22 protein-coding genes and 1 pseudogene are annotated in these 17577 nt (G+C 61.3%); 9 read left to right on the forward strand and 14 right to left on the reverse strand.

Annotated features, from left to right (window positions below; genetic code table 11):
• Window positions 1–43: 43 nt before the first annotated feature.
• The 5 genes from AC07W0_RS06855 to AC07W0_RS06875 all read right to left on the reverse strand — a co-directional run bounded on the left by AC07W0_RS06855 (window position 44) and on the right by AC07W0_RS06875 (window position 4820).
• Window positions 44–745, reverse strand: coding sequence for a VIT1/CCC1 transporter family protein (locus tag AC07W0_RS06855; RefSeq protein WP_046485620.1), 702 nt, complete (start codon window positions 743–745; stop codon window positions 44–46).
• Between the two features lie 13 nt (window positions 746–758).
• Window positions 759–1748, reverse strand: a complete 990-nt coding sequence (locus AC07W0_RS06860; protein ID WP_017848223.1) for an FAD:protein FMN transferase — start codon at window positions 1746–1748, stop codon at window positions 759–761.
• A complete protein-coding gene (locus tag AC07W0_RS06865; RefSeq protein ID WP_102617275.1) occupies window positions 1738–3918 on the reverse strand; it encodes a PepSY domain-containing protein in 2181 nt (726 codons plus the stop codon). Before AC07W0_RS06865 ends, AC07W0_RS06860 begins: the two co-directional genes overlap by 11 nt.
• A 25-nt stretch (window positions 3919–3943) precedes the next feature.
• Window positions 3944–4414, reverse strand: coding sequence for a DUF2271 domain-containing protein (locus tag AC07W0_RS06870; protein ID WP_102617274.1), 471 nt, complete (start codon window positions 4412–4414; stop codon window positions 3944–3946).
• Window positions 4415–4496: 82 nt separating this feature from the next.
• Window positions 4497–4820, reverse strand: a complete 324-nt coding sequence (locus tag AC07W0_RS06875; protein ID WP_102617273.1) for a PepSY domain-containing protein — start codon at window positions 4818–4820, stop codon at window positions 4497–4499.
• A gap of 131 nt (window positions 4821–4951) precedes the next feature.
• Here AC07W0_RS06875 and AC07W0_RS06880 point away from each other — a divergent pair, with 131 nt between their 5' ends.
• A complete protein-coding gene (locus AC07W0_RS06880) occupies window positions 4952–5611 on the forward strand; it encodes a response regulator transcription factor (RefSeq protein ID WP_017848219.1) in 660 nt (219 codons plus the stop codon).
• Window positions 5608–6942, forward strand: a complete 1335-nt coding sequence (locus AC07W0_RS06885; RefSeq protein ID WP_102617272.1) for a sensor histidine kinase — start codon at window positions 5608–5610, stop codon at window positions 6940–6942. The genes AC07W0_RS06880 and AC07W0_RS06885 overlap by 4 nt, the downstream gene beginning before the upstream one ends.
• Window positions 6943–6972: 30 nt before the next feature.
• Here AC07W0_RS06885 and AC07W0_RS06890 read toward each other — a convergent pair whose 3' ends face one another.
• From AC07W0_RS06890 to AC07W0_RS06920, 7 genes are all read right to left on the reverse strand, one after another.
• Window positions 6973–9060, reverse strand: coding sequence for a TonB-dependent receptor (locus tag AC07W0_RS06890; protein ID WP_102617271.1), 2088 nt, complete (start codon window positions 9058–9060; stop codon window positions 6973–6975).
• Window positions 9061–9155: 95 nt separating this feature from the next.
• Window positions 9156–9545, reverse strand: a complete 390-nt coding sequence (locus AC07W0_RS06895) for a DUF2946 domain-containing protein (protein ID WP_102617270.1) — start codon at window positions 9543–9545, stop codon at window positions 9156–9158.
• Between the two features lie 210 nt (window positions 9546–9755).
• Window positions 9756–10679 (reverse strand): D-alanyl-D-alanine endopeptidase, encoded by a 924-nt coding sequence (gene pbpG / locus AC07W0_RS06900; RefSeq protein WP_102617269.1) that lies wholly within the window; start codon window positions 10677–10679, stop codon window positions 9756–9758.
• Window positions 10680–10813: 134 nt separating this feature from the next.
• Window positions 10814–11950, reverse strand: a complete 1137-nt coding sequence (locus AC07W0_RS06905) for a tyrosine-type recombinase/integrase (protein WP_238560695.1) — start codon at window positions 11948–11950, stop codon at window positions 10814–10816.
• Window positions 11851–12195, reverse strand: coding sequence for a hypothetical protein (locus AC07W0_RS06910; RefSeq protein WP_017848213.1), 345 nt, complete (start codon window positions 12193–12195; stop codon window positions 11851–11853). The genes AC07W0_RS06905 and AC07W0_RS06910 overlap by 100 nt, the downstream gene beginning before the upstream one ends.
• Before the next feature lie 2 nt (window positions 12196–12197).
• Window positions 12198–12419 carry a hypothetical protein gene (locus AC07W0_RS06915; protein WP_017848212.1) on the reverse strand — a complete coding sequence of 74 codons (222 nt, stop codon included), beginning with the start codon at window positions 12417–12419 and terminating at the stop codon, window positions 12198–12200.
• Window positions 12420–12455: 36 nt separating this feature from the next.
• Complete coding sequence (locus AC07W0_RS06920; protein WP_017848211.1) at window positions 12456–12917, reverse strand: hypothetical protein; 462 nt, start codon at window positions 12915–12917, stop codon at window positions 12456–12458.
• Between the two features lie 181 nt (window positions 12918–13098).
• On the opposite strand from AC07W0_RS06920, the gene AC07W0_RS06925 reads away from it, so the two are divergent.
• Window positions 13099–13290, forward strand: coding sequence for a hypothetical protein (locus AC07W0_RS06925; RefSeq protein ID WP_186354502.1), 192 nt, complete (start codon window positions 13099–13101; stop codon window positions 13288–13290).
• A 35-nt stretch (window positions 13291–13325) separates the two neighbouring features.
• Here AC07W0_RS06925 and AC07W0_RS06930 read toward each other — a convergent pair whose 3' ends face one another.
• Window positions 13326–13592, reverse strand: a complete 267-nt coding sequence (locus AC07W0_RS06930) for a hypothetical protein (RefSeq protein ID WP_017848209.1) — start codon at window positions 13590–13592, stop codon at window positions 13326–13328.
• A 430-nt stretch (window positions 13593–14022) separates the two neighbouring features.
• On the opposite strand from AC07W0_RS06930, the pseudogene AC07W0_RS06935 reads away from it, so the two are divergent.
• Window positions 14023–14127: pseudogene (locus tag AC07W0_RS06935) on the forward strand (hypothetical protein); the annotation flags it as partial.
• 181 nt (window positions 14128–14308) lie between these two features.
• Entirely contained in the window at window positions 14309–14521 is a 213-nt protein-coding gene (locus AC07W0_RS06940) for a hypothetical protein (protein ID WP_017848206.1), read from the forward strand.
• On the opposite strand, the gene AC07W0_RS06945 is transcribed toward AC07W0_RS06940, so the two are convergent.
• Window positions 14507–14950, reverse strand: coding sequence for a phiTE_072 family protein (locus AC07W0_RS06945; protein ID WP_495029329.1), 444 nt, complete (start codon window positions 14948–14950; stop codon window positions 14507–14509). The two genes, AC07W0_RS06940 and AC07W0_RS06945, sit on opposite strands and share 15 nt — an antisense overlap.
• Before the next feature lie 44 nt (window positions 14951–14994).
• Here AC07W0_RS06945 and AC07W0_RS06950 point away from each other — a divergent pair, with 44 nt between their 5' ends.
• The 4 genes from AC07W0_RS06950 to AC07W0_RS06965 all read left to right on the forward strand — a co-directional run bounded on the left by AC07W0_RS06950 (window position 14995) and on the right by AC07W0_RS06965 (window position 17459).
• Window positions 14995–15978, forward strand: a complete 984-nt coding sequence (locus AC07W0_RS06950) for a phage late control D family protein (RefSeq protein WP_256580740.1) — start codon at window positions 14995–14997, stop codon at window positions 15976–15978.
• Window positions 15979–16032: 54 nt separating this feature from the next.
• On the forward strand, window positions 16033–16566 hold the full coding sequence (locus tag AC07W0_RS06955) for a glycoside hydrolase family 19 protein (protein WP_102617267.1): 534 nt from the start codon (window positions 16033–16035) through the stop codon (window positions 16564–16566).
• Window positions 16563–17069, forward strand: a complete 507-nt coding sequence (locus AC07W0_RS06960; RefSeq protein ID WP_017848155.1) for a lysis system i-spanin subunit Rz — start codon at window positions 16563–16565, stop codon at window positions 17067–17069. The genes AC07W0_RS06955 and AC07W0_RS06960 overlap by 4 nt, the downstream gene beginning before the upstream one ends.
• 114 nt (window positions 17070–17183) lie before the next feature.
• A complete protein-coding gene (locus AC07W0_RS06965; protein ID WP_017848154.1) occupies window positions 17184–17459 on the forward strand; it encodes a hypothetical protein in 276 nt (91 codons plus the stop codon).
• Window positions 17460–17577: the final 118 nt, after the last annotated feature.

Consider the following 17577-nt stretch of genomic DNA (forward strand, 5'->3'; position numbering starts at 1 on the left):
GACACACCGCGCCCGCCACGTTGGAGCGCGGTGTGTTTTCGCGCTACACCACAGCGCCGAACAATGCCCCGACGCTGGCCGTAATGCCCATGGCCAGCACGCCCCACAGGGTTACGCGCCAGGCGCCGACGAAGACTTTCGCCCCGCCGGCCCTGGCCGCCACGGCGCCAAGGCTGGCAAGAAACAGCAGGGACATGCCGCAGATCCACGGCACCACGCTGTGCTCTGGCGCGATGAGCGTCACCGCCAGCGGCAACGCGGCACCGACCACGAAACTCGCCGCCGAGGCCAGCGCCGCTTGCAGCGGTTTGGCGGCGAGGGCTTCGCTGATGCCCAGCTCGTCCCGGGCGTGAGCCCCCAAGGCGTCGTGCGCCATCAATTGGTCGGCGACCTGATGAGCCAATTCGGGTGATACGCCACGCTGCATGTAGATGTTGGCAAGCTCGCTATGCTCCGCTTTCGGGTTACTCGCCAGTTCCGCTCGTTCCCGTGCCAGATCGGCGTGCTCGGTATCGGCCTGGGAATGCACCGAAACGTATTCGCCGGCCGCCATCGACATCGCCCCCGCCACCAGCCCGGCCATGCCGGTGACGATCAGCGAGGCGTGGCTGGCGTTGGCGGCGGCGACACCGATCAACAGGCTGGCGGTGGAGACGATGCCGTCATTGGCGCCCAGGACCGCGGCGCGCAGCCAGCCGATACGGTCACTGCGGTGGGATTCGGTGTGCCGGTGCATGAATTTCATCGGTGTGCGGGACTCACGTTCGTGGACGGGGTTGGGGCGGACGGCTTTCAATCTGCGCCTGCAGAATACCGCCGACAATCGATATTTCTTTGAGTTGTTCACCCTCGCGCAGCACGAACAGCGCGTCCATCCCGCGTGCCTGCGCCAGGCGTGGGCCTTCGATTTCGCCCAGCACCATCAACGCCGTGGCCCAGGCATCGGCGAGCATGCACGAGGCGGCCACCACCGTGACGGCGGCGACGGTATTGCACAGCGGGGCGCCGGTGGCCGGGTTCATGGTGTGAGCATAGTGTCGGTCTTTCACGTCAATCCAGTGTCGGTAGTCGCCGGAGGTGGCGATGGCGGCGTCGCTGAGTTCCATGACCCCCATCACTTCACGCTGGCCACGGCTTGGTTTTTCAATGGCCACGACCCACGGTTGAGCATCCGGCTTGACGCCGCGGGCACGCATTTCGCCATCGATGCCGACCAGGTAGCGGGTCAGCCCGAAGCCGTCCAGGCAGCGCGCCAGTTCGTCGACGCCAAAGCCTTTGGCGATCCCGTTGAGGTTGAGGTGCAGCGGCGCGCGTTTGCGCACTTGGTGGCGTTGCGTGTCCACCGTCAACGCCGCAGTGGCCGACAGACCGCTGCGTGACGGCAGGGCGTCGATGGTCTGTTCGGTGACTGAGGGTGCGCCGGGACCGAAGCCCCAGGCGTCCACCAGATCACCGACGGCGATGTCGAAAGCCCCGCCGGATTGCTGGCTGACCCGCAACGCGGCGGCCAACACCGTCGCCAGTTCCTGGGGCACCGGCAACCATGTTTGCTCGGGGCCGGCGTTGAGGCGGTTGAGGTCGGAATCGGCCTTCCAGGTGGACATCTGCTGGTCCACCCGGCCCACGGCCTGCGCCAGGCCGCGGTTGATCGCGTCGGTGTCGACGCCGGCCTCGGCATAGAACACGGCGGTATAGCGCGTGCCCATGGTCTCTCCGTTCAGGCTGTAGCGTTGGGGCTCAGTAGACATCTTCACGGTAGCGTCCTTGTGCTTTCAGGGCCAGCACACTCAGGTGGAGCGGGGCTAACACGTTATCCAGCGCTTGCATCACGCCTTTGGCCATCTCGCGGCTGCCGCACACCAGCACTTGGGCGCCGTTTTCGATCAGGGCGCGCAACGCCAGGGCATCGCCGAGCAACCGGTCTTGCACATAGCTGCGCTCCTGAACCTGGGAGAACGCCGCGCACAATGCGGTCAGGCGGCGGTCGGCCAGGTAACGCTTGAGCTCCGGTTCATAGAGAAAATCCGAAGCCGGGTTGCGTCCGCCCCAATACAGGTGCATCGGGTGTTTGGCGGTGTTATGACGAATAAAACCGGCCAGGGGCCCGATACCGGTGCCGGCACCGATCAGAATCACCGGGTGCGCGCCCGACGCCGGACGAAATTGCGGATTGGGCTGGATGAACGCTTCGACCGACCCGCCGATCTTCAGCTCATGCAGGAACCCCGAGCATAGGCCACCTTCGTGTTTGCGCACGCAGATTTCCAGCGTGCCGTCTTCAGAGGAACTGGCCAGCGAGTAAAAGCGCGGCACCGGGTTGTCCGGCGGCAAAATGCCGACCAGATCGCCGGCCTGGAAGCTCGGTAGCGCGCCTGGGGCCTTGAAGCGCAGGACGTGGGTCGGTGCGTTCACGGCTTCGCCATAGACGATGCGCTCGGTCAATTCCAGACGACGGCTGCGCGGGCGCTGCGCCGTGTGGATCAGCGGCAGCTCGTGGCCCAGTGGCGCCGCCAACGCATCGCCCCAGCGCGCAAATTCCTGCGAGGATTGACGGTTCACGGTTTCCAGCCCCAGCAATGGCGTGCCGCCGGCTTGTACCATCGCGTCCTGCACCTGATGGGCGTACTGACAGAATCGCGGAAACTGCCGGTCGCCAAACCCGAGTACCGCAAAGGGCAGGCCGGGTTTGAGGCCCACTTGCTGCAGCCGTGCCAGGAACTGCGCGGCCGAGGCCGGCGCATCGCCGTCGCCGTGGGTGGCGGTGAGGATGAACAGGCGCTGGGCAGCGCGGTACTCGCCCTTCCAATCGTTCATCGCGGCGCTGTGAACCCGGTGCCCGGCCCGGTGCAACGCCGCGTGCAAGGTATTGGCAAAACCCCAGGTGCTGTTGGTTTCACTGCCTACCAGAATCACGCTGTCGGCAGTGTGGGCCGGGCTGTTATGGCGAATCTTCGGCGCGGCCTTGCGGCGCCGCCACCACAGCAGGATGCCGGTCACGCTCATCAACGGCACGCTGAGGGCGCTAACCCCGAGGATCAAGCCCAGCCACCAGAGGCCTTCGCCGGTGTGCAATTGATAGATCAGTTGATACAGGTTGTGCATTGAATCGTGGGCCTGATACGACAACAGCGTGCCGCTGACCGGGTCCACGTAGCCATCACCCTGGGCGGTGCGCAGGGAAAACACGTCCTCGGGGTTACCGGGGCTCGGGTAAACCAGTTCGCGCAGGTCGTTCAGATCGATGGCCTGCAAGGCTTGCAGGTTGGCCACCGGCTGCGCCGCGCCGACGCTGATATGCGCGGGGAAGGCCGGCTCAGCCTGACTGCCGTCGGCGATCAAACCGAAGGTCGTGGCGCACATGTACAGCCCAGTCAAGGCCGACAGCAGCAGCCCGAGCACGGCCAGGCGCCCGACTTCGGCGTGCCAGCGCTGGCTGAACGAGCCGCGCAGCGGCCGCAACAGGTTGCGCAGGCCACCCAGGCGGCGCGCCAGCAACAGCGCGCCGGACACGCAAAGCATCAACATGAAGAGTGCGCCGACGCCCGCGATCCCATGCCCGGTGGTACCCATGAACAGCGAGCGGTGCAGGTCTTTTACCCAGCGCGAAACGGCGGATGGCTCATAGGGCCCGAGGCCCTGGCCGGTCAGTGGATCGACGGTTTGCGCACCCGCCTGGCCGTCCTGGTTGTAGTAGATGATCACTGTTCCGGAGGCGCTGCGCTGGATCTGCTCCACCCCCGGAAAGTGGTTGGCGATGCGTCCCGCCAACTGGCCGACATTGAGCTGCCCGGCCGCGGTTGACGTGCCGTGCAGGCGTTCCAGAGCCGGATTGACGGACAGCACTGCGCCGCTGATGGCCAATATCATGACCAACAGGGCGGCGATCAGACCGGGCAGTGAATGGAACTGGCGAAGCATGTTCAGCCTCCAGAAGTCGCAGGTGTTACAGGTCGTAGGTAAAGGACTCGACATAAGTGCTGCCGCTGACCGGCTTGCCCGACCCGGCCGATGTCAGCGGGACACTGACGTCGGCGCGGCTGTCGCGCTTGTCTTCCACGGCGCTGTCGATACGGATCTGATACCCGGCGTCGATCAAGGTGTCGGCCAGTTCCACGCTGACGGTGAGGCTGCGGCCGCTGCCGACACTGGCGCCGCTGAGGCCGTCAAACTCGCTCGGCTTCATGGCGCTGCCACGCGCCCAGTCGCTCAGGTGCCGGTAGTACTTGGCCTTTTTGCCGGCGACCCAGAGGGTTTTCTGGTACTGGCCGTTGGCGTCGGTGACATAGATCGCCAGGTACGCGCCGTTGCCGCTGTAGTCCTTGAGTTGGGTGGTCAGGGTCACTTCGCGGGCCTGGGCCAGACCCGGCAGGGCAATGGCGCCGGAGAGGCAGGTTGCAGCAATGATCTTTTTCATGATGATGTCCTGGTTGAACGTTATGGCGAGAGCCTGGACCTGCTGGCTGACAGCAACCTGAAAGCCTTGGAAAAACCGCTGATCATTCCGATCCAGGGCGGTTGAGGTAATCCCGGGCGTCGCCGTTGGCGCCAAAATGGATTTCCAGTTTGCGCAGACGAAGCGAGGCGGGTGCGTAGCTGGCTTCGATCGCATTGCCTTTGCGGTCGGTGCCCCTGAGTTCATAGCAGCCGTCGTCGACCTTGATGCGTTGCACGCTCCAGCCGTATCGCTGTTCCACTTGCTGGCGCAGGGTTTCGCGTGGTTGCCAGTCGCTGACCGGCTCGCTGCAGTCGTCGTCGGCCAAGGCGTTTGCGCCGAGCAGGACGCCCAGCAGTGCGGTGCTGACAATAAAAGCTGATTTCATGATCTGTCTCCGGCCGGATTGGCATTTGCGGCTTACCCTAAAGGGCATTCCTGACAACCAGCTGAATCTTCAGATTCACGTCAGGTAAGCGCGGTAAGGTGCGGCACGACAACCACCACAGGAGGTGCCAGATGCGGGTTTTATTGGTCGAGGATGCACCTGGGCTGGGCGAGGCGGTGCGCGAACAGATTGCCGACGACGGCCATGCGGTCGATTGGGTGCAGCGCCTGGAGCATGCGAACAACAGCGTGCGCAGCACGCCGTATGATCTGATCCTGCTGGACCTGATGCTGCCCGACGGTCGCGGGCTGGACTTTCTGCGCCAGCAGCGTTCGGCCGGCAATGTGACCCCGGTGATCATCCTCACCGCCCAGGACCAGATATCCGATCGTATCGCCGGCCTCAACGCCGGGGCCGACGATTACCTGGTCAAACCGTTCGACCTGTTCGAGCTGTCGGCCCGGGTGGCCGCCGTGGCCCGCCGTTACAGCGGCAACCCCAACCCGCAGATCAAACTCGGCGAGTTGCAGATCGATATGAACGCGCGCACCGTGCAGCGTGCCGGCATCACCGTCGACCTGACGGCGCGCGAATGGGCGCTGTTCGAGGCGTTCGTGCAGCGCCCCACGGCGTTGCTGTCGAAGTCGCAGCTCGAAGAGCGCCTGTACGCCTTCGGTGCGGAAATCGAGAGCAACACCATCGAGGTCTATATCAGCCGCCTGCGCAAAAAACTCGGGCGCGACCTGCTGGAAACCGTGCGTGGCATGGGTTATCGGTTGATGGCCGGATGAAGTCGCCGATCAGCCTGCAAAAGCGCCTCGGCCTCGGGTTGACCCTGGGCATGACCTTGCTCTGGCTGGGGGCGACCGTCGGCGCCTGGCTGATGGTGCAACACGAATTGAACGAGGCGTTCGACAGCGCCCTGGAAGAGACTGCGCAACGCATCCTGCCCCTGGCCGTGTTGGAAATCAGCAACCGCGAAGAGCCGCGCACTGCCCAGCACGTCGCCACCCTGAAGATGCACAAGGAATACCTGACGTACCTGGTGCGCGATGCCCAGGGCCAGATTCTGATGCAGTCCCATGACGCCAACCCGAAGATCTTCAGCGAACACCCGAGCGAAGGGTTTTCCACCACCCGAAAATACCGGCTGTATGGTGCGAGTGCGCTGCGCGATACGCTGTTCATTGAGATCGCCGAGCCGCTGGGGCATCGCCGTGAGGCGGCGCGGGAAGCCTTGTTGGCCCTGTTGATGCCGTTATTGGCGCTGATCCCCATCAGCCTGTTGGGCACGTGGTTGTTTGTGCGCTTCAGCCTGCGCAGCGTATTGGCTTATCGCCGTGCCGTGGAAGCGCGTGGTGTGGGGGATTTGTCGCCGATCAGCGTGGCACGGCTGCCGGCTGAAATCGACCCGTTGGCCGACGCGGTCAACCACCTGCTGGAGCGCTTGCGCAAGGCCTTGGAGGCCGAGCGCAGCTTCACCGCCAACAGCGCCCACGAGTTGCGCACACCATTGGCGGCGACGCTGGCGCAGATCCAGCGTTTGCGCCAGGAAGCGCCGGAAGGCCCGTTGCGCGTGCGTGCGGCGAAGATCGAACACGCCTTGCGCGAACTGGCGCGGCTGTCGGAAAAACTCATGCAACTGGCCAAGGCCGAGGGCGGCGGGCTGTTGTCCGAGGCGCCCCAGGACCTGATTCCCTTACTGGCCCATGGGGTCGATGAGTGGAACCGCAGCAGTGGGCAGCGCATCCGCTTGCAACTGCCGAGCGAGGGCAGCGTGTATTGCGCGATCGACCCGGACGCGTTCGGCATCCTGCTGCGCAACTTGATCGAGAATGCGTTGAAGTACGGCGCGGCGGATCAACCGGTCGACGTCAGCCTCACGGACGATGCGTTGCTGCGGGTGGTCAACGGCGGACCGGCCGTGCCGGCGCCGGTGTTGCAGCGCCTGACCGAACGCTTCGTGCGCGGCAGCAGCGAAGCCAGCGGCAGCGGGTTGGGCCTGGCGATTGCCAAGACCATCGTCCATGGGGTCAAGGCGCACATGACCCTGGCGTCGCCGGCGACAGGCCGGGACGACGGGTTTGAAGTGAACGTTCAGTTTTTGCGCTTGCCGGCCTGAACGTTCATCGCGCCCCGGCGGCGCTGCCGATCAGAAGTCGACGGTGACGCCGCTGTACAGCGCGCGCCCGTCGCCGGGTGAGTGCAGCGAGGCCTGGGCGCCGTCCGGGTCATACCAGACGTATTCGTAGTAGCGGTTGGTGAGGTTTTTCAACTGCAGGTCGACACTGACCGATTCGGTCACCTGGTAAGTCGCGCCGAGGTTCATCAAGACGTAGCCGCCGTAAGTGCCCTTGGTGTTCTCGCGTTCCAGGTAGTAATTCGTCTGGCCGTTCATCCACGCCGTCAACTGCAGGGCCCGCGTGGCCTTGTAGCTGACGCCGGCGTTGTACAGGTGATGCGGGATGTGGTCGATTTCCTGGCCTTTGCTGTTGGGCAAAGTCGCGCTGGGCTGGAGGATTTTCGAGTACTGCCAGGAGTAGGCCATCCAGATTTCGGTGCGTTCGTCCGGGTGCAGATTGACTTGCGCGTCGTAACCCCAGCGCCGGGTTTCGCCGACGTTGTCCGACTCGCCGCTCGGGTCGTTGAGCCGGCGACTGACTTCGCCGCTGGCTTCTTGCTGCCAATAGGCGATGCGGCCGTCGATCCAGTCCGCCGGGGTGAACTTGACCCCGGTTTCCCAGCCGTCGTTGATCGACGGCGCCAGGTTGGTATCCCGCGGTGGAATCTTATAGGCCGCCGCGCCGGTGCCGACCTGGAAGGTCCGCCCCCAGTTGGCATAGACGCTGGCGACGTCCCACGGTGAATACACCACGCTGAGCTTGGGTTGTTTGATCAGCCCATAGTCGTTGATGTCGTAGTCCATGCCGGTCATTTCGTTGGTGAAGTCGCCCTGGATCTTATCGACGCGATACGCCGGGACGATTTTCAGCGACTCGAACGGCTTGATCTCGGCCTGGACATAGGCGCCGTAGGTGTCGAAGTCGAATCGCTGGTCGCGGGTTTGGGCCAGGCGCAGGCGGTCCTTGGTGCGGTAGCGCTCGCTCTTGTTCTGCTGCTGCTGCATGTCCGCGCCGCCTTCCAGGGCGAAGTCGTACAGCCAGCTGACTTGCGGGCGCCAGGTCAGGGAGGTGAGGGCGCCGTACTGGGTTTCGTAGGCGTCGCGCTCCTGCTGGGCGCTGGTGCGCCAGTATTGCGTCCAGCGCCGGTCGTCGAAGGTGTTGACGTAGGTTTTTGCCGACCAGGCCAGCGTCTCGGCCAGGTCGGTGTCGAAGTGCAGGCTGACCTGGTTCATCCGCCGCGTGCCTTTGTCGGTGGCGTTGTAGCTGTTGGTCATGGTCGGGTGCTGGTGGGCGTCCTCTTCACTCAAGTAGCCGGGTTCCTGCGCCTCGGTTTCGTAGTGACGGGCGATCAGGCCGATGCGGTAGCTGTTGTCGTCCGGGGTGTAGAACCATTTGCCGGACATGGAAAACTTGTCCGCCTCGGCGTGATCGCGGTAACCGTCGGATTTCTGGTAGGCGAAGAAGTAGTTCTGCGTCCAGTTGCTGCCTTCGATGCCTTTGGCCAGCTGGGTTTCCTGGGTGTTGTAACTGCCATAGCGCACCCGCGCCTTGGTGTAGTCGCCGCCGGTGTGGGTCAGCATATTGACGTTGCCGGCGATGTTGTTCAGGCCGTAGCGCGCATCGCTGGTGCCGCGCACCACTTCGATGCTGTCCAGCTCCATGGGGAAAATCATGTCCATGAACGGCATGTTGCCGTCGTTGCTGTTGCTCGGGATGCCGTCGATCAGCAACTTCACTGCGTTGACTTCGCCTTCGCCGTTGAAGCCGCGAAAGGAAATCTTGCCGGAGGTGGTGCCTTGGTTGAACTCGGTGAGGATAACCCCCGGCGCGCGACTGAACAGTTCCCAGCTGTAGTTGACCGGCATTTTTTCGAGGATGTCGGCGCCGAGAATGTCCACCGAGCTGAGCACGCTGCTGGTGCTCAGCGGGCCGCTGCTGGCGCTGGCGCCCTGGACCGTGACGGTGCCGAGGGTGAGGGTGGAGTCTTCGGTTTTACCGGTTTCGGCCAGCGCCGAGGACAGCGGATTGAGGGCGAACAGGCCGATGGACAGCAAGGGCCATAGCGGGCGGGACACAGAGACACGCTTTGCGCGAGGCAAAGTCATTCGAGCAGGCATAACGCACCATTCCTGATGATCAAGACACTTCGAGGACGCCCAGGCGGGCGGCTGACAAGCAGATCGCGCCGCCTATGGGGCGGCGCGGGTGTCGATCAAACAGTAGGGGAGGCGCGCGGGCTCAGGCTCGGCCAGCGGATTCTGGGGTGCAGCGTCGGCAACTCGGGGTTGTCGAGGGTGGTGTCGGGGGCGTATCGCGGTAGGAAATGCCTGTAGTAGTCGGACGGCAGCGCCGCCAGTCCGGCATGACCGCAGCAGCAATCGCTGTGTTTCATGGCGGATTTCGACGGCGCCGACTGGAGCGGGTCGATCAGCTTGCTCAAGTTGGGAGGCAGCGCTTGCGAGGCGCCCCCCGAGCAGAATCCGCCCCACATCAACAGTCCCATGTCCGGCGTCTGCATGGCGCGGCTGAGCGGCATGGCCAGCATGTTCAGCACGATGGCCAGGCAGGCTAGCCAGGGACTGATGCGTTTGAAACGAGCCATGAACGAAGTCGACTGAAAGGGGTGAACATTTAGCGGCAGTTCAGGCGCAAAGTAAAAGCCTGTCTGTGCGCTATTTTGCCGCAGTTCGTGGGCGTGATCCGCAACGCCGGGTAGCGATGCAACGGTCTGTTTTTGCGTGGCTTATGCCGAAAAAAATGCCCCGAGCATGTCGGGGCATTGGTCAGGCGGGCTGTTTTGGGGTTGCGCCGATCAGCGACGAACCTCTGTCGCGTTCGGGCGGTTCTTCAGGTTCTTGTCGGCCTTGTAGCGCAACGCAACGTCCGGCACCGAACCGCTCTTGCCGGTCTCGACCCAGTTGCGGATACGGCTGGCGTCGGCGAAGTGGGTGAACTTGCCGAAGGCGTCGAGGATCACCAGCGACACCGGGCGGTTGCCCATGCTGGTCACCAGCACCAGGCAGTGACCGGCCTGGTTGGTGAAGCCGGTCTTGGTCAGCTTGATGTCCCAGTTGGCGCGGTTGATCAGGTGGTCGGTGTTGGAGAAACCCAAGGTGTAGTTGGGCTTGCGGAACGCCACGGTCTTTTCCTTGGTGGTGCTCAATTGGCTCAGCATCGGGAATTTGCGCGCGTAGGCCAGCAGCTTGCTCAGGTCCCTGGCGGTCGACACGTTATGGATGGACAGGCCGGTAGGTTCGACGTAATGGGTGCTGGTCATGCCCAGCGCCTTGGCCTTGGCGTTCATCGCCGCAATGAAGGCTGCGTAGCCGCCCGGGTAGTGGTGAGCCAGGCTCGCGGCGGCGCGGTTTTCCGAGGACATCAGGGCGATCAGCAACATCTCCTTGCGCGGCATTTGGCTGCCGATTTTCACGCGGGAGAACACGCCTTTCATTTCCGGCGTGTCGGTGATGTTGATGTCGATGTACTCGTCCATGTTCTGCTTGGCTTCCAGCACGATCAGCCCGGTCATGAGCTTGCTCACGGAAGCGATCGGCACCATCACGTCCGGGTTGCTGGAATAGATGACTTTGTTGGTTTGCAGATCGACCAGCATGGCGCTGCCGGAAGCGATTTGCAGTTTTGAGGTGTCACGCGGGGCCAGGGTGGTTTCGGCGGCGTGCGCAAAGGTGCCGGTGAAAGCAAATAAAAGGCTGACGAGAGAGAGACGAATTTTCACGCGGATGAACTCGCTAAAAAAAGTAAGAAATACCGTTCTGCAACGGGCTTTATGAAAAATGACGTTACATTTTAGGAGTATGGATCAGAAAACGATAGAGAGCCTTTAAATAAAGGCTGTAAGACGATGATTGGTTAGGCTTGTACCAATTCTGTACCAATCAACGACTGTTCTAGCTTCCCGACTTCCGACCAATCACTTGTTGATGACAGCCATTTTGCGTAAGTCGTCAGCAGAACCTGGATGCTGTGCCCGAGCTGGCCAGCGATGAATGCGGTGTTCATCCCCGCCATCAGGCACATAGTGGCATAGGTGTGACGGCAGTTGTACTGCGGGCGCGGGCGCAACTTCAATGCGGTCAGCGCCTTTGCAAACTGATGGCTCGTTTGCGACGGCCGGCAGATAAACTCGTTTCCGCCAGATGGCGGGAACACATATTGAGATTCGTTCTTAATCCTCCTTCGCTGCACGCTGCGTTCCTTAGCAATTACCTTCGCCCGCTCTAGGGCATTGATCGCTCGGCTATTCAGCATCACAGTTCTTGCGTACTTGGTCTTGGTGCGCTCTTCCACAACCCCGTCCACGACGATGCGGCAGACGTGCGCCACGCGCTTCTCCATGTCGATCTCATCCCAGCGCAATGCCGCTATCTCGCCTGTCCTCATCCCACTGTAAAAAGCGAATTCAAAGTAGGCGGCAAATATTTGCGCGCCCGGCTTTTTGAAATTCGCATACATCCACTCGATGATCGATGCTGCCTCGCTCGCAGAAAACGGGTCGACTTGTTTTTTCGCTTTCTTCGGGAGTTTGATTGGTGCAGCAGGGTTACGGTCAATGAGCTCATCCTGCACTGCCGCCTTGAGAAGAGAGCTCACTCGGGCAATCGACTCGCGCTTTATCGACTGGGTCTGCCAGGCGGTTTCGCTGATGACTCTGCGCAGCACCATCGTTGTCACAGCAGTTATTGGAAGCTGCCCGAGGCGCGGCATCCAGTAGGTGTTTATGGTTGCCCGGTAATTTCTGCGCGTCCCCGGCACAATCTCCAAACTGTCGATCCAGGCTTGGGCGTATTCACCGAAGGTCATGACCAGGGAAATCGGCATATAGCCGGAGTTCGGGAAAAGCTCAGCGTACCGCTGATCATCCAGAACCCCATGTTTGGCTAGGCTTATTACTTGATCGCGTAGATCGGCTGCCGCTTTGATTCCTTTTGGCGTTTGGGGATACGCGAGAGTCTCGCAGCGGCGCTCACCTCGACACGTGAATCGAATGCGGACTGACTGGCCAACGAATTCAACTCCGGTGGGCAGGCCCATTGGCTTTCTAGCCATGCTTCATATCTCCTGATGCTATAAAAAATCCGGTTATCTATCTTGTTCCACACACCTTCGGGGATGACCCCGCGGTCTCGCTTGCCTTCCAGCGCCCGCTTGGTGGTCCCGATGATCTCCGCCATGCGGACCTCCGGAACCTTGTCGAGCTGGAATGTTTCGGGTCTTTCTTGGGCGTCTGCCATAACTACCTCCCGCCGCCCGCAGTGGGCCGCGCTGTCTTGATGATGTGGATGGCCAGGCCGAAGGTGATCAGCATCCAGGCGCAGGTTCCGCCGAATGCGCTGAGCAATGCCTCGGTGGTGCCGGTGTTGAGCAGGTCAGGCCCGAGCCAGGCGAACCAGTAACCGGTGCCGGCCAGGTACAGCAAAGCGCCCAGCAGGATCAGGGTGAGTTTCATAGCGAACATGGGGTGTCCTTGCCGCGTTGGGCGGCAGAAGCTGGGTTAGCGGGTGGCTTTGGCGATTACCGCTTCGGCGTGGGTAAGGGCTGCGTGGTACTTGTCGAGCCTGGCTGCGCCGAGTTTTGCCAGGCCGACCAAGTTGGATAGGCTTTCGAGCAGCTCTTCCTGCGTTGCACGTTCCTCCCTGCCGATATCCCAGAAGCGCTGGCCCCAGTGATCCACCGGAGGCGGGTTGGTGTTCTGGGCGCCCATGGCCAGGGCCCCGACAATTGAGTCGCACAGATCGCGCTTGTAGGCGTTGTCGCCGTCGATGCTCAGGCCTCGCCGGCGAAGGGCGCTGACCACCTCGTTTTTATCCAGGCCCTGATCCTCGAGGACAATGTCCCGCTCTGGCTCGCCCGGGGTGCAAATGATCAGGGCCAGCTTGGCGCCCGGCAGGCAGTACCCGCTGAGTTTGACCAGGGCATCGTTGGCGGCCTGGTGGAATCGCTGAAGTGCAGACATAGGAATACCTCGCCCGCCGCTCACCGGCAGGCACATAGGGAAGTGGAGTAATGGCCTTTGGCCTAGATGTCTGATTCGTTTAGATAGGTGTACAACAGGTATTCAATCCAATAAGTCGCCAGGAGGGCATGTGTCACATCAACTAGATATTCCGATTACTTACGCGTATCGGGGTCACACGATGTTTCTCAAGTTCGACTGGCGGCGCCCGAATGATGATGCGCCGCTGTCTGCGAAGATTATCGAGCCAGCGCCAATTGATGGCCTGGGCGAAGTCGCTGCCGAACTGACGGGGCCGTGGCCTGACTACCCAGCTGCGCTCAACGACGCGATGGCGGCAGCTGATCGGTGGGTTGACAGCCAGTTGCCTTGATCCCGCTCAACGGCAGGCATGTAGGGGGATTGGGGTTAGGCTTGTTTGGTGCGAAGGAAGCGTCGGCACTGGCATTGCGCATGTTCGCAGTGCAGCTCGCCAACCCATTCAGGGAATTGGTCGCCCTCGAATCGCTCAATGCGGAAGTGGCTTAGGCCGGTGCGCTTCACGTCTTTTACAAAGCGCTGTAGGTCTTTGGCGTTTCCATCGCGATCAGGTTCATCCCACCGACTCATCACTAGGAGGCCGCAATTCGTCTTGCCATGGTCCATGAAGCCCATGCTCTTCGGTGCATCGCTCATGGCCTTGGCCCTCGGTAGATGAAGACGTAGGCGAACCAGAGGGTGGCGATCATGGCGTCACCGCCTGCCAGTAGGTCGTTTGCGTCTCTGAAGTTTTCACGAGGCCTTTGCGCTTTAGGCGCTGGCACGCTTTGCTGACCTCCTCGCGGGTTGCACCTACTGAGCCGTGCATAGCCCAGGCTGTAGAGCCTTGATGAGCGCGCAGGTAGTTCAGTACCCGCGTATCAAGCGCGATTCGACCGTTCATTACTCCGCTTGGGCCCTTCATGGTGTCACCTCGCGGCGTGCCCACCAGCAGACCGGGCCATCGTCAGTGTCACCAATCGAAAGGCAGAACCAGCCGTCACCATCAGGCTTTGCCGGTTCCCAGTAACTGCAATCAGGGTCGCCCGATTCAAAATAACGATCAGCGATCGCCTCTTCGGCGTACTCGATGCGCTTTGAAGTGACCTTGTTCGAGCAGGATGTCCCTTTAGAGTTGCTTGAGTACGCGATCCCAACAGCTCGCGAAAGCCTGGGTGAATTTGCGCCGTAGAGCCTCTCCTTGCCGCTATAGCGGCTGACTTTGAAGGAGGAGGGGGATTGAAAACTATTAAGGGCAGCGGCGCGCCAATCCAAATGGTTCAGTAAATTGAATTAACGCTGTCAGCACCGGTCATCTGCAGGACGGGAATAAAACACGGAGTTTCCGGAGAGACCCGTCGCAAGGCTATTGCATGAGCCATATTGATGATTTCCGGTTTGATTCTCAAAAGCTGCTTGTTGAGCTTGACGCTACGACAACTAAGATGATGGTCTTGGTCGCTTCAAAAAAGGTGACCGGTCCAGAATGGGAAGATGCGGTGAAAGACCAAAAATCCGCTTTTGATGACTGGATCTCCTTCCTCAACTCCCCCGAACTCTCCATTGACAGATCAGACCTGATCTAACTTCTTGTCCCTCGTTACTAGATCATGGGCATTCACAACCGTCATGCCGGCCTGCTGTTCCTGGCGCAGCGCCTGCTGCACTGCCTCCACAACCCGACGCAGGTACGTGAACTTGTGGTTTTCTTCGACAGCCTTGCCGTCGAGCGGGTAGTGCCATTCCTCACCGAACAGCTCGGTCAACAATCTGCTCTGGTACCAGCATTCGTTCGGGCTCTCGATACTGCGCAATGAGTCGATGTCGTGCCAAAGCTCGCGCGCCTCATCCTTGCTCAGTTCGCCCAGCGTTCCGTCGAGGATCGCATCCTTAATGGCGTTGAACTCCCAGGCGTAATACTGGGATTCGACGTACACGCGCATGCCTTTGCGGTAGTCGTGCCTCTTGCGACGGATGAATGCCTCGGCGGCGTCCTTGGTGAAGTGCGCGTTGATGTACTCCCAGTTCCGATATCACGTCGCTGATTAACGATCGGCTTTTGCTGTTGCGTACCACGGACAAGCCCGGCATGGAGTCGGACGAGTTTGAGTTGCGCATTGATGACCGCGACGGCCTGGTAACGTTGCCCAAGCGTGGCGCCGGGATCGAGGTCTACCTGGGCTATGCCGAAACGTCCCTGGTGCGCTTGGGGCGCTATGTGGTCGACGAGATCGAGGTATCCGGTCCGCCAGACACCATCGTTATTCGGGGCAAGGCCAGCGATATGCGCGGCACCGGTAAATCGATCCGCAGCGGTAGCTGGGAAGACGTGCCGCTGTCGAAAATCGTTTCCGATATCGCGGCGCGCAATGGCTGGACGCCAGCCTGCACCATCGCCACTAAAGTCGCCCGGGCTGACCAGCTCCACGAATCTGACTTCAGCTTTGTCACGCGCCTGGCCAAGCAATATGACTGCACCGCCAAGGTGGGCGACGGCAAGTTGATGGTTATGCAGCGCCAAGCGGGCCTGAGTGCCAGCGGCAAGGTGATTGGCGCGATCAACCTTACGCGCAGAGACGTAAGCCGCTGGCAATTCCGCCTTGGCGACCGTAACGCGCACAAGACTGTGGCGACCAAGCATCAGGACAAGAAGACGGGCACGTTGTCGGTGGTCTCCCTGGAGAATGACGACGTGCCGGACGGCCTGCCGGCAGTACACACCGACCGCCATATTCACCCGAACAAGACCGCTGCCGAATCCGCGGCCAAGGCGCGCTTGGCTGCGTTCAACCGATCCACGGCGGGCGTGCGTCTTGAAATGCCCGGGCGCACGGACCTATTCGCGGAGCGCTCTATCAATGCCCAGGGCTTCAAGGTGGGGCTCGATGGCGAGTACTTGGTTGATTCGGTGGAGCAGACATTCACCCAAGCCGGCTGGTCCACCACCGTCGAGTGCAACGGCGGCAAAAAAGGCAAGGCCAAAGCCAAAGGCAAGAAAACGAAGAAAGCCGCCAAGTCAGTCAAAGTCGTCAGCTTGGCTTAGCGGTCGCGCACCACAACCCCCGCCAAGTGCGGGCTACTCACGTTAGGAGCTTGTATGCCCATCACCCAGCAGCAGTTGCTGCAGATCCTCCCGAACGCCGGCCGCCAAGCCGGCGTTTTTGTTCCTGTCCTGAACACGGCCATGAACCGTTATGGCATCGTCGGCACACCGCGCGCCGCCGCATTCATCGCCCAGGTCGGGCACGAGTCGGGGCAGTTGCGTTTTGTGCGCGAGGTTTGGGGGCCCACGGCGCAACAGGCCGGCTATGAAGGGCGCGCCGACCTGGGTAACACCGTGAAGGGTGACGGCTCCAAGTACCGTGGCCGGGGCCTGATCCAGATCACCGGCCGGGCCAACTACGCCGCGTGCGGGGAAGCCCTCGACCTGGACCTGCTCAGTAATCCAGAGCTGCTCGAGCTGCCGCAGCACGCCGCGATGTCGGCGGCTTGGTTCTGGTCGACGAAAGGCCTGAACACGCTGGCGGACCTGGGCGACTTTGTGAAGATCACCCGCCGCATCAACGGTGGGATCAACGGCCTGGAAGATCGCCTGCAGTTGTGGGACAAGGCGAAAAAGGTGCTGGCATGACGCCCGGGCAGATTCTGGGCGCGATCCTGCTGGCGATGGTCGTCAGCGCCGCGGGCACCTGGCAGGTGCAAGACTGGCGCTACGGCGGAAGGTTGGCGGATCAGGCCGGCCAATTCCAGACGGATCTCGGCTTGGTCAGTGCTGCAGCAGCCAAACAGGCGCGCGACGAGACCGACAGGCGCCTGGCCCTGGAGCAGCAGCTCGCTGGGCAGGACCAACAACACACCAGGGAATTATCCGATGCCCAACGCAATCAGGCTGTTCTGCGCGATCGTCTTGCCACTTCTGATGTCCGGCTGTCAGTCCTTCTCGACGCCGCGGATTCAGCCAGTGGCTGCAACGTGCCTGCCGCCCCCTGCGCCGTCGGCGTGGTTCATGGAGCCGCGCGAGCCCAACTTGACCCAACGCATGCTCAACGAATTCTCGCCATCACCGGTGACGGGGACCAAGGACTGATCGCGCTGCGTGCGTGCCAGGCTTATGTCAGGAGTGTTTCAAAATAGGGATTTGTGTTCGGTCGGCAGGACGCCGGAGAATGGCCCGGGCTGCACGGCAGCTTGCTTTTTTTAGGTCGTCATTGGTTGAATGCACGATTTCCAGGTACGGGTACCGCGAGCATGAGCTTGAAGAAATTTGAAAGTCCGGTGAAAAGATTTGGGTTCGTCGTTTTTTGTTTGTCTTCGATGCTCTGTCTGATCGCCTTCTTTGTAACTTACAGAACTTATTATGATATCGGCTTTTATAGACTCGCCTATTTGATTTTCGACAGCGCAGATATTTGGCAACAGACTGCTTTCAAGATTGGTCTTGCTGGCGTCGCTGTGGGTTCTGCAATGGCCTGGGATTTTCTATCTATCGCAAAGCGCTTGTACAAATGGGTCAGCAATGGCTGATGAAATACATGCAGACGCACTGCTGTCGGCGGAGCGCTTTTTCTGTCTGAAACTTCCCAATCCTACCGTGCATTTATTGGCCAAAATGCGAGCTAAATGACGGTAGAGTTTTAGACAG

The organism is Pseudomonas sp. GW704-F2 (assembly GCF_059423025.1).

What these genes read in the sequence shown, in the direction of transcription:
- AC07W0_RS06940 (WP_017848206.1), top strand. Translation starts at nt 14,309, where the DNA reads ATGAGCCATATTGATGATTTCCGGTTTGATTCTCAAAAGCTGCTTGTT.
- AC07W0_RS06875 (WP_102617273.1), bottom strand. Translation starts at nt 4,820, where the DNA reads ATGAAATCAGCTTTTATTGTCAGCACCGCACTGCTGGGCGTCCTGCTC.
- AC07W0_RS06965 (WP_017848154.1), top strand. Translation starts at nt 17,184, where the DNA reads ATGAGCTTGAAGAAATTTGAAAGTCCGGTGAAAAGATTTGGGTTCGTC.
- AC07W0_RS06910 (WP_017848213.1), bottom strand. Translation starts at nt 12,195, where the DNA reads ATGGCAGACGCCCAAGAAAGACCCGAAACATTCCAGCTCGACAAGGTT.
- AC07W0_RS06960 (WP_017848155.1), top strand. Translation starts at nt 16,563, where the DNA reads ATGACGCCCGGGCAGATTCTGGGCGCGATCCTGCTGGCGATGGTCGTC.
- AC07W0_RS06885 (WP_102617272.1), top strand. Translation starts at nt 5,608, where the DNA reads ATGAAGTCGCCGATCAGCCTGCAAAAGCGCCTCGGCCTCGGGTTGACC.
- AC07W0_RS06955 (WP_102617267.1), top strand. Translation starts at nt 16,033, where the DNA reads ATGCCCATCACCCAGCAGCAGTTGCTGCAGATCCTCCCGAACGCCGGC.
- AC07W0_RS06865 (WP_102617275.1), bottom strand. Translation starts at nt 3,918, where the DNA reads ATGCTTCGCCAGTTCCATTCACTGCCCGGTCTGATCGCCGCCCTGTTG.
- AC07W0_RS06925 (WP_186354502.1), top strand. Translation starts at nt 13,099, where the DNA reads ATGTTTCTCAAGTTCGACTGGCGGCGCCCGAATGATGATGCGCCGCTG.
- AC07W0_RS06890 (WP_102617271.1), bottom strand. Translation starts at nt 9,060, where the DNA reads ATGCCTGCTCGAATGACTTTGCCTCGCGCAAAGCGTGTCTCTGTGTCC.
- AC07W0_RS06915 (WP_017848212.1), bottom strand. Translation starts at nt 12,419, where the DNA reads ATGTTCGCTATGAAACTCACCCTGATCCTGCTGGGCGCTTTGCTGTAC.
- AC07W0_RS06870 (WP_102617274.1), bottom strand. Translation starts at nt 4,414, where the DNA reads ATGAAAAAGATCATTGCTGCAACCTGCCTCTCCGGCGCCATTGCCCTG.
- AC07W0_RS06855 (WP_046485620.1), bottom strand. Translation starts at nt 745, where the DNA reads ATGAAATTCATGCACCGGCACACCGAATCCCACCGCAGTGACCGTATC.
- AC07W0_RS06920 (WP_017848211.1), bottom strand. Translation starts at nt 12,917, where the DNA reads ATGTCTGCACTTCAGCGATTCCACCAGGCCGCCAACGATGCCCTGGTC.
- AC07W0_RS06930 (WP_017848209.1), bottom strand. Translation starts at nt 13,592, where the DNA reads ATGAGCGATGCACCGAAGAGCATGGGCTTCATGGACCATGGCAAGACG.
- AC07W0_RS06860 (WP_017848223.1), bottom strand. Translation starts at nt 1,748, where the DNA reads ATGTCTACTGAGCCCCAACGCTACAGCCTGAACGGAGAGACCATGGGC.
- AC07W0_RS06880 (WP_017848219.1), top strand. Translation starts at nt 4,952, where the DNA reads ATGCGGGTTTTATTGGTCGAGGATGCACCTGGGCTGGGCGAGGCGGTG.
- AC07W0_RS06895 (WP_102617270.1), bottom strand. Translation starts at nt 9,545, where the DNA reads ATGGCTCGTTTCAAACGCATCAGTCCCTGGCTAGCCTGCCTGGCCATC.